The following is an 11157-nucleotide window of genomic DNA, read 5'->3' on the forward strand; positions in this document are numbered from 1 at the left end:
AGACCACATTCTAACTACCCTGAACGGCCATCGCCAATTCATACGTTTACAATCCATATTGGAACTGCATGAGAACGGATAGTGGAATAAAAAATGTCGTTAAATTTCGGCTAACCGGAACCGCTGCGGCGGGCCGTCCCCGATGGCAATTTGTTGGTGAGTTTTTATCACCTGAATATCGCCAGCCAGGAGGCCGTCAATTGGCATATTGCCGAGCAACTGGTTGAGGGTAGGTTAATGGCTGAAGTTTTATATGAAGGAAACTTGCAGAATAATACCGCCTATCCAGTTGCGATTTACCGACTCCTCGAACGGGTCGAGGTGTACGTCAACTGCGTCCGGATCGAACGGGTAAAGTAGGACCATTTAGTGCATTATATGGAGACTGATCGACCAGCAACACGAAAGGCTAAAACAGGCAACACGTTATGATGAGTTTTGACATAGGTCGGCCATTTCCGATCGATCGCTACCAGGCCACGGGGCAGGAATCGATTAAAGCCATGATGACGGTGGGCTTGTTCGACATCCTGTTTTACACGCTTAACCCCGTCGACGACCGCGCCCTGTTCAACCGGGGTCTGCTTCGCTACGGCCTCTACGAACGGGAGGGCCTGCCGTCTTTTCTAATCGAGTTCCCTGGCCACTTCAGCTTTGAGCTTCCGCTTAATATCCGTAAAATCGATCCGGATGCGGTCGCCGACTGGATCAAGAGCGACGCCAACGGCTTGACGCTTTACTTGCTCAATGCGCGCTCCAATATCATCGAAGGGATACGATTCATGGGTTTGCGGCCCGAGCTGATTACCCAACTCCGGCAGGTTAGCCAAGAGCAGCTGGCCCGCTACCCGACACCCTCGGCTGTCGAGGACGGCTTTGATCAGATTTACGCCCACACGAGCCTTGATCAGATGGTGCGGGGCACGACGATGTACTTATACTAAACCGGACTCATCTTGTTAGCGTCGGTAAGTTCAATGAAAGCCAGTTCGGTTATTCATGATGCGTTAATTCCAGCGGGCTGTTTGTCTAGTGAAGTTTTAAGGCGTTTCAGTACCTCCACTGAATTTGCATTACCTTGTCGTGCAGCTTCTATGGTTGTAGTGATGGTCCTGGCCAGATTATCAGTCGATTCCCAAGCCGATATTTTATGGTACGTAGCGGGCCATTGTTTGCTGATGAACCAGCTTATAAGTGCTTCTTCCTCTTCATTCATAATTCAAAGTTAGTTACACTGTTGTTGGTAGGTCTTCCCGGCGGGAAAGGAAGCACCCTGGATAGTATTCTTGCGAAGCTATAACCTTCTCGTCCGCCTTTTGACCCATTTGCTTAGAAAAACGTCAACTTACTGACCTTTTCGTCATTTGGGAAAAAATCAGTCCGCCCGGCGGCCCGGTCACGAACTCAGCTTAAACATGAGATTCTAATTTTGTTTAGTGAGATGACATGTAGAGACTGAAATTCAAACCAACTGACTTTAGTAGAACAATCATGGTATCCATCTCTATAAAAGGGCGTTTTGTGGGACCCTTTATCGGTAGAGTCAGTTCGATCAAAACCACTTATCTCTGTTTATATCAGTAAGACTATAGACTAGAAGAATTTAGCTTAAATTGCCTATTAGTCTACAACAAGTTTTCTATGAACGGCCAGCAACAGCCTTCCAATACCCCTGCTACTCTTACTCAGCGACTTGATATCAATTTTGCCCTCCAGACGGCCGGTCTGGGCCTCTGGGAGCTGGACCCGGTCACGAAACAACTTCTCTGGGATGACCGATGCCGTCAGTTATTTGGCCTGGCTAACGACAATCCGCTTACCTATGAGCAAGCTATCCAGTATATATATCCCGACGATCTGGTCCGTGTGGACCTAGCGGTTCAACAGGTGCTCTCGGGTCAGTCGAACGGGCAGTATGATGTGACCTATCGAACAGTGGGGGCAGATGATGGCCTGCTCCGGTGGGTTCGTTTCATAGGGAGGGCCGAGTTGACCCCCGACGGGCAGGTCTATCGCTTTGCGGGCGTGGCGCAGGAGGTCACCGAGCAGCGACAAGCCCAGCAAGCTCTCCAGGAAAATCAGCAGTTTTTACAAGCTGTTATTGATCTGGCCGAATTAGGATCCTATACAATTGATGTAGCTTCCTTTCAAATGGTTAAATCAGCCCGGGTTGCCCAGTGGTATGGACTCTCGGAGCAAACCGATGTCGAGTCATCCATGAAGGCCATCCTGGAGAGTGATCGGGAGCGGGTCGGTCAAGTACTAGCCCAGGCTCTTGAGCCCGGCGCACCCGGCTCGTATCAAGTTGAGTACACGATTCATAACCTACAAACAGGCGTCCGACATAGCTTACGAACCATCGGGCAAGTCAGAAGAAATGAAGACGGCCAACCCTTTTGCGTTGAAGGTGCCGTCATGGACATTACGCCACAACGCGAGTTGCAATTGATGCTGGAGCAGCAGGTGCAGGCGCGCACCCAGGAGCTGGCCGCCAGTGAAGCCCGCTATCGTGAGTTAGCCCAAAGCTTGGAAGCCCAGGTGCACCAGCGCACCTAGGCGCTGGCAACGGCTAATGAGGAACTAGCCGCCATTAATGAACAACTCCGAGTCAGTTATCAGCAGGAGCGGCTAATTCATCAGCAGCTGGAAGCCAGTGAGGCTAAACTGCGCGCGGTGATTGCCGTGGCTCCGGCTAGTATCGGCTTGGTGGTGGGACGGGATATGATCATTGAGAGTCCCAATCAAGCCTTCATTGACATTGTGGGTAAAGGATGGGACATTGTGGGCAAGCCCGTACGGGAAGCCATGCCCGAAATAACCACCGAAAACCAGGCTTATCTGCAGATTCTGGAAGACGTTTACACCTCGGGGAAGCCGTTTCAAAGTTATGGGTCACTGGTTCAAGTCGTTCGAGAAGGCATACTCACCAACAACTATTATAATTTCAGCTATAGCCCGTTGTTTGACCCAGCCGGTCAGGTCTATGCCATTTTGTCCATTAGCATCGATGTCACCGGACAGATTCTGGCACAACGGGCAGCAGAAGACAGTGAGGCTCGCTACCGTCAACTAGCCGAGCACCTGGAAGAGCAGGTGCTTGAACGTACTGAGCAGTTAGCCGCCAGCAATGATAAACTGGCGTCCACCAATGAGGAATTAACAACGACCAACGAGGACTTCGTGGCCAGCAACAAAGCCCTGGAAGCGGCCAATCATGACCTGTTACGCTCAAACCAGAACCTGGAGCAGTTTGCCTATGTGGCCTCCCATGACATGCAGGAACCGCTTCGCAAGATCCAGCAGTTTGGTGATCTTATCAAGAGTCAGTATGGGGACCGGCTGGGCGATGGGGTGGCTTACTTAGAGCGGATGCAGACCGCCGCCAGTCGCATGTCAGTGTTGATTCGAGACTTGTTAGCCTTCTCGCGCATCTCCACCACGCAGGTGATTGCCCAACCCGTGGCGCTCAACCAGGTGGTGAGCCGGGTGTTAGATACCTTATCGGTCGTGGTGGAGGAAAGTGGGGCGCAGGTGGAGGTGACTAGTTTGCCGGTGGTGCCGGGGGACTCGTCCCAGTTGGACCAACTGTTTCAGAACCTGTTGTCCAACGCCTTCAAGTTTCGGCGTACCAACCCAGGCGGGGAGCTGGTTACCCCTCAAATCCGGGTTAAGGCCAGTCTAGTCGCTGAAAGCGATTTACCCCCATCCCTACATCCTGCTCGATACGCCCAAACCTATCACTGCATCGAAGTAGCCGACAACGGCATTGGCTTTGATGAGAAGTATCTGGAGCGCATGTTTCAAGTGTTTCAACGGTTGCATGGCAAGAACGAGTTTGGAGGTACGGGCATCGGGTTGGCCATTGTGCAGAAGGTGGTGACCAATCATGGAGGAGCCATCACCGCTACGAGTGAGCCCGGCAAGGGCGCTACCTTCTTGGTGTACTTACCCGCCTAGCGAGTGGTCGTTCTATCTGAAAAGGATCGAAGCAATTTGGTTTTGACGGGCAATCATCCGTTTGCCTAATCTCGCATAACGCTACCTTAATAACCCCTAAATAAAGTTGGCAAAAGAAGTGCTAAATAATCTATCTCTCTTTCAAACTACACAATAAACTCAGTTAACGAACGTTTTAAATTTGTTACCTAATTTCGAAGCCCCTTCGGTTCAACCGGTGGGGCTTTTTTTGTGTCACGAAACGCTGGTTTGATTTTAACAATGGGACTAAACACAACAGGCCAGCTACAACACATTGTGTTGTAGCTGGCCTGTTGTGTTTATTGGTGACCCCGGACAGGTTCGAACTGTCGACCCATTGATTAAGAGTCAATTGCTCTACCAACTGAGCTACGGAGTCATGTTAAACATGGTACTACAAGAACCATTTTGTTCTTATTTGAGTGCCAGTTTACGAGCTATTTCAGCGGTGTGTCGGCCCTGGAAGCGAGCCCCTTCCAACTCGTTGGCGGTGGGCTGGCGTTCGCCCTGGCCGCCGGCGACCGTGCTTGCCCCATAAGGCGTGCCGCCGGTTACCTCCGCATGACCCATTTGACCCTGCCAGGCGTATGGCAAGCCCACAATTACAAACCCGTGATGTAGCAACTCGGTATGGAAGGCGCGAATGGTCTCCTCCTGGCCCCCGTGCTGACAAACGCTCCGCCTACCTTGCCTACCAGAGCCCCGCTGGCCCACAGACTGCCCGTACTGTCCATAAAGGCCTGCATCTGGCCGCAGAGGTTGCCGTATCGGGTGGGTGTGCCAAACAAGATCGCGTCATACTCAACCAGTTCAGCGGGTGTGACGATGGGCACATGAGCGAAGGCCTGCTGGGCTTGGGTAGCTCCTGTTTTATCCAGTACTTCAGGGGGCAGTGTTTCCGGTACGCGTTTAACGACCACCTCGTTGTTCTCGATTTGGCGAGCCCCATCTGCAATGGCTTCGGCCAGGGTCCAGACGTGGCCATAGGTAGAGTAAAATACGACAAGCGTTTTCATAAATACAGATTGAGATGTTGCGCATCAGATAAAGCGCTTTATCAACCCATCGCTTAATGGCATTGTTTAAGCAAAACCGCATGGCCGTCTTTCGGGGTGATTTGGCTTAATCAAATCTGACGCCAAATTCATTCGCTCTCTGAGGCGCTAAGTCAACAGTGACTGATGGTACTTGAGAGAAAGTAAACTATCAATAACCTATAAAACGCTCTTACGATCAAAGCTGCGGAGCAATCTGAATCTAGTCGGTTCGTTTTCACACAGATGGTGCGATAATGCACTTGAGACCAGCAAGAAATCGTGAATAAGTGTTTGTTTACCAGACAATTAAGATTGGCAAGAAAGTTGACTAGAAGAGCGGGTAAACAAACCATTTTTCGCTATCTATGAACTCTTTACTAGGTCTCAGCCTCACCTTTAGCCTGATGGGTATAGCTCTCAACTCTACTGCATCTAGTTATCAGTCTCTTCATCATGGACCCACCAGTCATTTTGTTTATCCCGTTCAGCAGAAATCGGATTCGCTCCACCGCTACGTGGGAACCTACGAACTAGCTCCAGGTCAGCAATTAACGGTGAGTTTGGTGACCAACGTACTGTATATTTTACCTCCCAACGAGACGGCAAAAGCCTCTCTAAGAGAAATTGGCCCTAATAAATTTGAAGTTGTTGGTGAAGAAGCGCATCTAGTGTTCACCCAAGCTCCTGGGGGGCAAATCACAGCAGTAGAAATTCGATTCGGTAACGGAGCTGCAGCAACCGGCAAGAAACTATAATGACAGGGAATGTCGCAAAAATCGCTAGTAAGCGCAGTGAGCAGACGTCTAGGCAATTGCTAAAAATGTTTACTTCTTGCAGAGCTACCCAGTGATGGGAAATTCAAGGTAAACGACAGTCAATATGAATACGGTCTCATCTCGATAAACAATCCGCATGGAGGAGGACAGCCTGGCATTTGTATAATGAATGGCTTTCACCAGCGCCTGCTCGATGGATAGAGAAGCTGGTACGACAAATCCTTCCGCTTCAATTCGTTTGATTAAGTCCAGGATGTCGTCCGTCGAACAGGCCAGCACTGGACTCGACTGGTTAGCTATCGTTTCCAGGTAGTCAAAAAAGCGATCACTAAGGTCGTATAAAACGGTCGTTCTCATACCTAAATATCGCTTATCAGGGCTGTCCAATACGGGTTAACAACGCGTCGTTGGCAGAGAAGTTAATCAGCCCTCCCCTGTTATTGGCTTTAGCTTTGTCCAAAATTTTGGACATCATTCTAGTTCTGAATCCAATCAGGAAAAGGGAATCTGATCATCTGAAATTTGTTCAGCCAGTTCCTCCGTTGTAAAACACGCCAGCTGAATGGCCGAAAAATAACCGATAATCCGAGCGTTGTTGTCAGTAGCTAACGGTGTTGTTGGGAAGGGCACTTGTGAATGATCGTCATCATAAAAAACACTTGGGCTAAAGGAAAGGTGATTTTCTTGATCAAGTATCGCTGCGTAGGCGGTGGTATCACTTTGCTGGAATTTCTCCGGCATTACTTATTCAAACGCTTTGGACAAGCCAGCCGCTAGTGACAATTTAGTGAGCATAATTCTTGAGTCGTTTTCGATTGGGAAATCGCGTTGCTTGTTGGATAGTGTAACACCTGGCTAGCGGCCAGCTTTGATGCGGCCACTACCTGTTAGTTTTTTACTTGATACATGAATGGTGTAATGCGCCCGTTTTTCGTCCTGAACCGTAAAACCTAACTGCGTGGCACCGTAAGCCATGACCTGACGGATTTGGGAGTCAAACTGATCGAACTGCAAAATTGCGTCGACGGGTTGATCAATTCGTTGCCAACGAAGCTGGGGATGGTAATACTCAGTAAAGGCAATTACTGTAGCCTGCGGGTAGGCTTCTGTAATAATTGGATAGTTTAACATAAGTAGAAGGAAGTTAAGTCACTCGACGGGTACTGATGGGTCGGAATACCTGAGTAGAGGACGTTTTTTGTTGACTCGGGAGCGGCCTGCCGGGGGCAGATGTCTTTAGGTCGGTCAGGTGAGGATTCCCGGGTTTAGGCAAACGGGGTGCCTTCAGCGTTGGTAGTTCAGCGGGGTGCTGAACGGCTCGTGCTATAATTTTCTTTACCTGATCCCAGTTCCTGCCGTTTCGAACATCCACTTTGGTTGAATCTGCTTCGGCATCCGTAAAGAACGTAAGCGCCCGCTTGGTATGGCTCATCGCCATCGGGGAGGGCGAAAACTGACGTTGATAGTTTTCGAGTACCTCTTTCAAGGGCATCCGTTGGAGGATCTCCGCCAGATCGTAAAAATCACGGCGCAATCCGCGGTTAGCCACGGCATGTACTTTCATCGCCACGGCATCCCTTAAATCCAGAAATCGGATGTTCTGCTCCGTAAGGGGGGCATGCTGCATTTGATAAGGAAACCGAATCATATCAAATTTTATCCCATCCAAAAAACCTCGAATACCTAAATCACTTTGTGCATACACATCGACACGAGCGCCAAAGGTTTGCTCCATGAATTTCTTCATGGCCTCGGCGGGAATGGCTTTAGGCGTAAACAAATCAATATCCGTACTTTGCCGGTGGCCCAGGTGCAGGGCAATTGCCCCACCCCCGCACAGTAAAAACCCGGCTTGCTCCAGCTCTCGATTCGTCATCAATTCCTGCAGCAACTGGTAGGGTTTTGCATCGATAGTTTGGAGATGATACATACGGGCTAGTTGATTATGGGCTTGGCCTTACGCATAAGATCAGTATGGAAGCATTAAGCGTGGGCAAACAGGCTCCTGATGGCGTTAAAACGAGGCATGCTTCAACTGTGATAAGTCCAGTCGTTTGTAAGCCCGGTACATTTCCGGTTTTAGATTCAGCCAGATGGCCGTCAAAGAGATGGTCGATGACTGCAATTCAGCGGTATTCAATAAGGCTTGTTTGATCGTCTCCAGATCAAAAAAATCGATTATGGCCAGCTTATCTTCATGGGTGCCCGCATCAAAAACGCGCGCGATAATTGTCTGGCGATCCTGATCGTTTTCGATATTGAGTGAGTCGACGTCGTAGCCCCATAAACTGCGCGTGGTGATTTGCAGCGACTTGCGGGAAGTATCCGGCTTGCCGGTTGCCAGGTTAGGTTTTGAATGATCTAAAGCCATGATCTTTACACTAAAAAGGATGAATAAACCTAAGTCTTATTGACCAAAAAAAAAATAGTTTAGCACGCCAAATAGGCCAGCAAATGAAATTATTAATTTTTTAGATTTCGGGCGCTATCAGACGTAAGGGCTTTACTGCGGGGACAAAAAAAGCCATCGCGTTGACCACGGTGGCACGTGAAAGCTCGGTCTATAATTCTTCCGGTGAGACTTTCTTTTCGTAGGTGGTAATCAACCGCCCCTGTTCATCGACAATGTCAACTTGCTCTACCACTTCAATCGTCGGTGTGGCATTCGCTAGTCGGTAGCCAACGTATAGAGACATCCCAACTTGAACGATTTCAGCGGCGATGGCTAAATAGAGCATCCACTGCCGCCCGGTTGCATCCTGTTTAAACAAAGCAAAGACGATCTTCACCAGGAAGACGCTGATGGCCATACCAATGCGAAGCCGGCTGATGAAATAAGCCTCTGGTCCCAGCAGAATGGCGATGGTGAGCCGAATTGCCCCTACCAGGAAAGCCTGTATGTAGTAGGGAATAGCAAACAGCTTAGGCACTTTAAACGGTAATGACAGGGGTTCAAAAAGGCGTTTCATGACCAGGCGGGCGTCTAAAAGGTTCTACCCTATCTAATATACAATCCAGCGGAAAAAGAATCGGGCTAATACGGCCGAGATGCTCACAAGCGCTTAGCAGTTCATCCCGGTTATCGCCCCTTTTTTATTTGACGGTTTGATTTAATCAAGGAGCTCGTCAAGGTGGTTAATCGATACAACGTTGCTACTGATCCTGCTTTTCACTGGTAAGCTGATTCACCCGGGCGGGCAGTTTTGCATACTCTGGTGATCGGGCAATTTCCTGCTGTAGCTTCTGGCTTAACTCATCGTATAATTCCCAATTCCAGTCTTTAAACGTCAGCGAATATAAATCGTATGGACAATCGGATACGCAGGTGTCAGCGGGGAGTGGTTGGATCTGTTTTAATTCAGGATGGCAGGTTTCCCCTTTCTTAGTTACCTGTACCGATAAAAGACTGGGAGTGCCTAACAGCGACAACAGATCAAACGGATAGGTAAGCTCTGATTCAGAAAAGTCATAGCCTCTCATTCCAATGACATCCCGGTAGAGGTGCGAACTTTGCCGAAGTGATTGCGTGTATTCTTTATGGATCAAAACGGGACGCGGTTGCTTTTGAACGAGTTCATACTGATCCGGCAACACCCAAGTCAACAGTACTTTTGGCCGTTGATACAATTGATTCGTTTGTTTGAATAGCTCCTCCTGGGTTCCTTTTTCAACAATACGAAACAAAATGCCCACGTATTCACCCGTGGTTAAGTCAGTTGGGCTTTGCTGAATGATTGGCAATAGAAGGCTCATCGTCGGTCTTAGTTAAAGGATTAAATCAAATAACTGGGGAGAATCCTGCCGTCGTTCACGAAGGTGGCGTCGAGACCAGGGTAATTTCTCATCGGTTTTCAGAAGCAAATACCGGTCTTTCTGTCTCTTTTGGTGATCCAGTAAATACTGCTTTACGTAGATCGGATTAACCGCATGGGTTCGGTGAATTCGAACAAAATCGTGCAGGTATTTTGACACCCATTTTAGACTCATCGCTAATAGATAACGGGTGTTATCCTTGAGATAAATGTAACAATACCCGCCGTTGCTTTCCAGTCGAATAATTTCTTCATTGCGCAGGGGCTCCATCTCCGATTTAATGCCATTAACGTTCACCTCTCGATAGATCAGATAAGCGGGCTCCCCAACTATAATTGCATTTTGTGTATCGTTTGGCATTGTCGCTTCAGTTAACCATTCTAACTCGTCCGTTGAACCGGATTCACCCCCCTTACAGGAAGAAAGCCGTTCTTCGTTTTCATCCGTTACTCTTATTTTTTCGGTACTTCCACTGTAGGTAGGAATTCTCAAATACCGGATCGTTGCATTAAGGCGTATACGGTGCATGGCTAAAGTAGCGTTTTTTGGGGAATTTTAGTGGCGATGGACTACTAACCTTTAACATTGGGTTTCAAATAAACCATTTTTTGAGGATATTTTTGTTTTTTTTTCGGCTCAAAAAATGCAAAAAAAGTGACTACTTGTTAGTGGCTTTCCTTTTCCACTCCAGATAGGCTTTTATGATAGCCTGTGCATCAGCGGTCTTAATCGTTTTCATCTGGCTTTCCGTAGCAAACTGCTTAGGCAGTTTAGCGTTCGTAACCCCGTCCGTTAGGTAGTACCCAAACTGCCCTTTTCTGACTTCGTATTTCCCGGCTTTGTGAATGATTGTAAGCCCTTTGGCAGCCGGTGTCGAAGAACTTGATTCTAACACTGGAATAGCAAGCTCCAGCGTTAGCTCATCGGCGGATAGCGACTCGACCCGCGTAAACGCATCGTTATATAAAAGATACGTTCCCTGTTTTGAGGTGCCTACCCGAACGGGTTTTTGCTTATACTCCCCCAGTAATCGAGTAGCTGTTTCCCGCTTGGCATCAGGAAGCGTCGCTTCCACATGGGCAATCATTCGCTGATGCATTTGATCATAGCTTTGAATAACAGTCAGAAATTTGCTTTTGCCCTCAACTATTTCGTCAAGCTGTTTCTCCATACCTGCCGTAAATCCGTAGTCAACTAATGGGGAGAAATTCGCTTCCAGAAAATCGGCTAATTGAATACCCGTAGCCGTGGGAACCAGTTTGGCTTTGTCACCCCCAACGGATTGTTGCTCGGTCGTAGTACGAATCGACCCCTGTTTCAGCGTAATGAGGGTTGCCGGCAATTTTCGGGCAGCGACATTGCCCGTTTCAGCATAACCTCGCTTTTGAATCGTCGATAGGATACTCGCGTAGGTAGATGGTCGCCCGATCCCTTTCTGTTCCATATTTTTAATCAGGGTTGCTTCATCAAATCGCTTTGGGGGCTGTCGGTAGGTTTGTTTACCCTGCATTTGATCGACGCGCAGCGTTGTACCAACCGCTACGGGCGAAATA

Annotated in this window: 17 protein-coding genes and 1 tRNA gene; 5 read left to right on the forward strand and 13 right to left on the reverse strand. The window is 48.6% G+C overall.

From position 1 onward, the window contains the following. Positions 1-156 precede the first annotated feature (156 nt). A complete protein-coding gene (locus ACYU87_RS24320) occupies positions 157-360 on the forward strand; it encodes a hypothetical protein (protein WP_461116896.1) in 204 nt (67 codons plus the stop codon). A 68-nt stretch (positions 361-428) separates the two neighbouring features. Continuing rightward, positions 429-944, forward strand: coding sequence for a hypothetical protein (locus ACYU87_RS24325; RefSeq protein WP_461136622.1), 516 nt, complete (start codon positions 429-431; stop codon positions 942-944). A gap of 53 nt (positions 945-997) precedes the next feature. Here ACYU87_RS24325 and ACYU87_RS24330 read toward each other — a convergent pair whose 3' ends face one another. Beyond that, positions 998-1216 carry a hypothetical protein gene (locus ACYU87_RS24330; RefSeq protein WP_461116898.1) on the reverse strand — a complete coding sequence of 73 codons (219 nt, stop codon included), beginning with the start codon at positions 1214-1216 and terminating at the stop codon, positions 998-1000. A 425-nt stretch (positions 1217-1641) separates the two neighbouring features. Here ACYU87_RS24330 and ACYU87_RS24335 point away from each other — a divergent pair, with 425 nt between their 5' ends. Continuing rightward, on the forward strand, positions 1642-2556 hold the full coding sequence (locus tag ACYU87_RS24335; protein WP_461136623.1) for a PAS domain-containing protein: 915 nt from the start codon (positions 1642-1644) through the stop codon (positions 2554-2556). A 126-nt stretch (positions 2557-2682) separates the two neighbouring features. Further along, complete coding sequence (locus tag ACYU87_RS24340) at positions 2683-3957, forward strand: PAS domain-containing sensor histidine kinase (RefSeq protein ID WP_461116900.1); 1275 nt, start codon at positions 2683-2685, stop codon at positions 3955-3957. 324 nt (positions 3958-4281) lie between these two features. On the opposite strand, the gene ACYU87_RS24345 is transcribed toward ACYU87_RS24340, so the two are convergent. The 3 genes from ACYU87_RS24345 to wrbA form a co-directional block, all read right to left on the reverse strand. Beyond that, positions 4282-4357 (reverse strand) — tRNA-Lys (locus tag ACYU87_RS24345). Between the two features lie 35 nt (positions 4358-4392). Further along, entirely contained in the window at positions 4393-4578 is a 186-nt protein-coding gene (locus ACYU87_RS24350) for a hypothetical protein (RefSeq protein ID WP_461116901.1), read from the reverse strand. Positions 4579-4580: 2 nt separating this feature from the next. Then, a complete protein-coding gene (gene wrbA, locus ACYU87_RS24355; RefSeq protein ID WP_461116902.1) occupies positions 4581-4994 on the reverse strand; it encodes an NAD(P)H:quinone oxidoreductase in 414 nt (137 codons plus the stop codon). Between the two features lie 386 nt (positions 4995-5380). On the opposite strand from wrbA, the gene ACYU87_RS24360 reads away from it, so the two are divergent. Beyond that, the gene (locus ACYU87_RS24360) at positions 5381-5770 is read left to right on the forward strand and encodes a hypothetical protein (protein WP_461116903.1); all 390 of its coding nucleotides are present in this window, start codon (positions 5381-5383) and stop codon (positions 5768-5770) included. A gap of 84 nt (positions 5771-5854) precedes the next feature. On the opposite strand, the gene ACYU87_RS24365 is transcribed toward ACYU87_RS24360, so the two are convergent. The 9 genes from ACYU87_RS24365 to ACYU87_RS24405 form a co-directional block, all read right to left on the reverse strand. After that, positions 5855-6148 (reverse strand): hypothetical protein, encoded by a 294-nt coding sequence (locus ACYU87_RS24365; protein ID WP_461116904.1) that lies wholly within the window; start codon positions 6146-6148, stop codon positions 5855-5857. A 135-nt stretch (positions 6149-6283) separates the two neighbouring features. Next, a complete protein-coding gene (locus ACYU87_RS24370; RefSeq protein WP_461116905.1) occupies positions 6284-6532 on the reverse strand; it encodes a hypothetical protein in 249 nt (82 codons plus the stop codon). A 114-nt stretch (positions 6533-6646) separates the two neighbouring features. Then, positions 6647-6922, reverse strand: coding sequence for a hypothetical protein (locus ACYU87_RS24375; protein ID WP_461116906.1), 276 nt, complete (start codon positions 6920-6922; stop codon positions 6647-6649). 13 nt (positions 6923-6935) lie between these two features. Next, entirely contained in the window at positions 6936-7721 is a 786-nt protein-coding gene (locus tag ACYU87_RS24380; protein ID WP_461116907.1) for a nucleotidyl transferase AbiEii/AbiGii toxin family protein, read from the reverse strand. A gap of 84 nt (positions 7722-7805) precedes the next feature. Next, positions 7806-8162 (reverse strand): DUF6922 domain-containing protein, encoded by a 357-nt coding sequence (locus tag ACYU87_RS24385; RefSeq protein ID WP_461116908.1) that lies wholly within the window; start codon positions 8160-8162, stop codon positions 7806-7808. Between the two features lie 190 nt (positions 8163-8352). Next, positions 8353-8760 carry a hypothetical protein gene (locus tag ACYU87_RS24390; protein WP_461116909.1) on the reverse strand — a complete coding sequence of 136 codons (408 nt, stop codon included), beginning with the start codon at positions 8758-8760 and terminating at the stop codon, positions 8353-8355. A 184-nt stretch (positions 8761-8944) separates the two neighbouring features. Next, positions 8945-9544: a phage replication initiation protein, NGO0469 family gene (locus ACYU87_RS24395; RefSeq protein ID WP_461073731.1), complete on the reverse strand. Its 600-nt coding sequence runs from the start codon at positions 9542-9544 to the stop codon at positions 8945-8947. A 12-nt stretch (positions 9545-9556) separates the two neighbouring features. Continuing rightward, a complete protein-coding gene (locus tag ACYU87_RS24400; protein ID WP_461073732.1) occupies positions 9557-10132 on the reverse strand; it encodes a LytR/AlgR family response regulator transcription factor in 576 nt (191 codons plus the stop codon). 130 nt (positions 10133-10262) lie between these two features. Beyond that, a partial coding sequence (locus tag ACYU87_RS24405) for a DNA topoisomerase (protein WP_461136624.1) occupies positions 10263-11157 on the reverse strand: 895 nt, incomplete at its 5' end.

It is taken from the genome of Spirosoma lituiforme (genome assembly GCF_054776635.1).

Coding starts and splice junctions, on each gene's coding strand:
- ACYU87_RS24325 (WP_461136622.1), top strand. CDS start 429: ATGATGAGTTTTGACATAGGTCGGCCATTTCCGATCGATCGCTACCAG.
- ACYU87_RS24330 (WP_461116898.1), bottom strand. CDS start 1,216: ATGAATGAAGAGGAAGAAGCACTTATAAGCTGGTTCATCAGCAAACAA.
- ACYU87_RS24335 (WP_461136623.1), top strand. CDS start 1,642: ATGAACGGCCAGCAACAGCCTTCCAATACCCCTGCTACTCTTACTCAG.
- wrbA (WP_461116902.1), bottom strand. CDS start 4,994: ATGAAAACGCTTGTCGTATTTTACTCTACCTATGGCCACGTCTGGACC.
- ACYU87_RS24360 (WP_461116903.1), top strand. CDS start 5,381: ATGAACTCTTTACTAGGTCTCAGCCTCACCTTTAGCCTGATGGGTATA.
- ACYU87_RS24365 (WP_461116904.1), bottom strand. CDS start 6,148: ATGAGAACGACCGTTTTATACGACCTTAGTGATCGCTTTTTTGACTAC.
- ACYU87_RS24370 (WP_461116905.1), bottom strand. CDS start 6,532: ATGCCGGAGAAATTCCAGCAAAGTGATACCACCGCCTACGCAGCGATA.
- ACYU87_RS24375 (WP_461116906.1), bottom strand. CDS start 6,922: ATGTTAAACTATCCAATTATTACAGAAGCCTACCCGCAGGCTACAGTA.
- ACYU87_RS24380 (WP_461116907.1), bottom strand. CDS start 7,721: ATGTATCATCTCCAAACTATCGATGCAAAACCCTACCAGTTGCTGCAG.
- ACYU87_RS24385 (WP_461116908.1), bottom strand. CDS start 8,162: ATGGCTTTAGATCATTCAAAACCTAACCTGGCAACCGGCAAGCCGGAT.
- ACYU87_RS24390 (WP_461116909.1), bottom strand. CDS start 8,760: ATGAAACGCCTTTTTGAACCCCTGTCATTACCGTTTAAAGTGCCTAAG.
- ACYU87_RS24395 (WP_461073731.1), bottom strand. CDS start 9,544: ATGAGCCTTCTATTGCCAATCATTCAGCAAAGCCCAACTGACTTAACC.
- ACYU87_RS24400 (WP_461073732.1), bottom strand. CDS start 10,132: ATGCACCGTATACGCCTTAATGCAACGATCCGGTATTTGAGAATTCCT.